Below are 1,445 nucleotides of genomic sequence, written 5' to 3'. Positions count from 1 at the left end.
GCCCCCGCCCGCCCTCCTGCTCACCCACCAGTTCCAACCGCTGTGGTGGTCGGGGCGGTTCGGGGTCGGCGTCCCAGGCCCCGATCCACACCATCCCCTCCGGCGACCGCCGCACCCGGAGCGCGGCGGGTCCCTTGGTGTGCTGAACGGCATTGGCGACCAGCTCGGTCGCGAGCAGTTCGGCGGTGTCCACAAGGCCGTCGAGGCCGTGCAGGGTGAGGATCAGCCGCAGGGTGCGGCGACAGATGGTCACGGCTCTGGGGTCGTTGGGGATGTGGAGGGTGTAGTCCCAGGTTTCGGGCATGGGTCATCTCCGGGGAGAGGGAGGAGGGTTCACACGCGGTGGCATTGCCGACGCCGTCGTGGCGCGACGGAGCGGTGCGCTTCCGTAGTGTGTTCATCGCGTCACAGACGGTAGATCTAAATTTAGGGACGCTGTAAGTCGATCGCGTACGCCGAACGAGTCGCGCCCGCGGGCGCCTGAGGGGGGCCATTCGATGGTGAAGAGGTGCGAGCCGACGGCACGTCAGATGCGTCTGGCGACGGAGCTGCGCAGGCTTCGTGAAGCGGCCGGGCTTTCCTCCCGAGAGGCGGCGTCGCTGCTCGGAGTGGCCCCCGCCCAGATCACCCATATCGAGTCCGCGCTCGCGGGGGTGAGCGAGTTGAGGGTCCGCCGTCTCGCGTCCCACTACGCCTGCGTGGACGAGGAGTTCATCGACGCCCTGGTCGCGATGGCCACCGATCGCACACGAGGCTGGTGGGAGGAGTACCGGGGCTTGCTGCCCACCCCTTTCCTGGACCTCTCCGAACTGGAACACCACGCTCGGTTTCTACGCCACGTGGCGATCCTCTACGTGCCCGGCCTGTTGCAGACCGAGGACTACTCACGTGCGGTCTTCTCGTCCCGAGTGCCGGAACTCGCCGGCGAGGAGATCGAGTTGCGCATCCAGCATCGAAAGGCTCGCCAGCGGTTCACCGTCCCCTACGAGGCAGTGATCCATGAGGCGGCACTCCGGATCCGAGTCAGTGGCCGTGACACCTCAAGGGCCCAGCTGGCCCGACTGATTGAGCTCTCCGAAGCGGAACACATCACCGTGCGCGTCATCCCGTTCGACCTGGACGGCTTCGCCAGTGCCGCAGGCACGATGACCTACGTGGGCGGCCCCCTGCCCAAGCTGGACACGGTGGTCCGTGACGCGCTCCACGGATCGGCCTTCATCGATTCCGAAGCCCAGCTCCACACCTATCGAACGAGCTTTCGTAAGGTGGAGGGCGCGTCACTCGATCCCGCACAGTCGCGTGAGTTCATCCGCAGGCTGGCCAAGGAACTGTGAGGAACCCCATGGACAACTGGCGGAAGTCGTCCTACTCGGGCCCCGGCGACGGCAACGAGTGCGTGGAGATAGCCAGCACCCCCACCCACATAGCCGTCCGCGACTCCAAGA

3 protein-coding genes are annotated in these 1,445 nt (G+C 66.6%); 2 read left to right on the top strand and 1 reads right to left on the bottom strand.

Going from position 1 to position 1,445, the window contains the following annotated elements; all coding sequences use genetic code 11:
* The coding region (locus AOK23_RS31815) for an ATP-binding protein (protein ID WP_055716025.1) at positions 1-304 on the bottom strand (304 nt) is incomplete at its 3' end.
* Positions 305-497: 193 nt separating this feature from the next.
* Between AOK23_RS31815 and AOK23_RS31810 the strand changes: the two genes are divergently transcribed.
* Positions 498-1,334: a helix-turn-helix domain-containing protein gene (locus AOK23_RS31810; RefSeq protein ID WP_055716024.1), complete on the top strand. Its 837-nt coding sequence runs from the start codon at positions 498-500 to the stop codon at positions 1,332-1,334.
* Positions 1,335-1,342: 8 nt separating this feature from the next.
* Positions 1,343-1,445, top strand: a 103-nt coding sequence (locus AOK23_RS31805) for a DUF397 domain-containing protein (protein ID WP_157878217.1), incomplete at its 3' end; no start/stop codon positions are given.

Source organism: Streptomyces torulosus, from assembly GCF_001419765.1.
In the GTDB taxonomy this organism is placed as follows: Bacteria; Actinomycetota; Actinomycetes; order Streptomycetales; family Streptomycetaceae; genus Streptomyces; species Streptomyces torulosus.
The sequence above is the reverse complement of the archived record's forward strand: the minus strand, read 5'-3'. Positions and strand labels throughout refer to the sequence as shown.

Coding starts and splice junctions, on each gene's coding strand:
- AOK23_RS31810 (WP_055716024.1), top strand. CDS start 498: ATGGTGAAGAGGTGCGAGCCGACGGCACGTCAGATGCGTCTGGCGACG.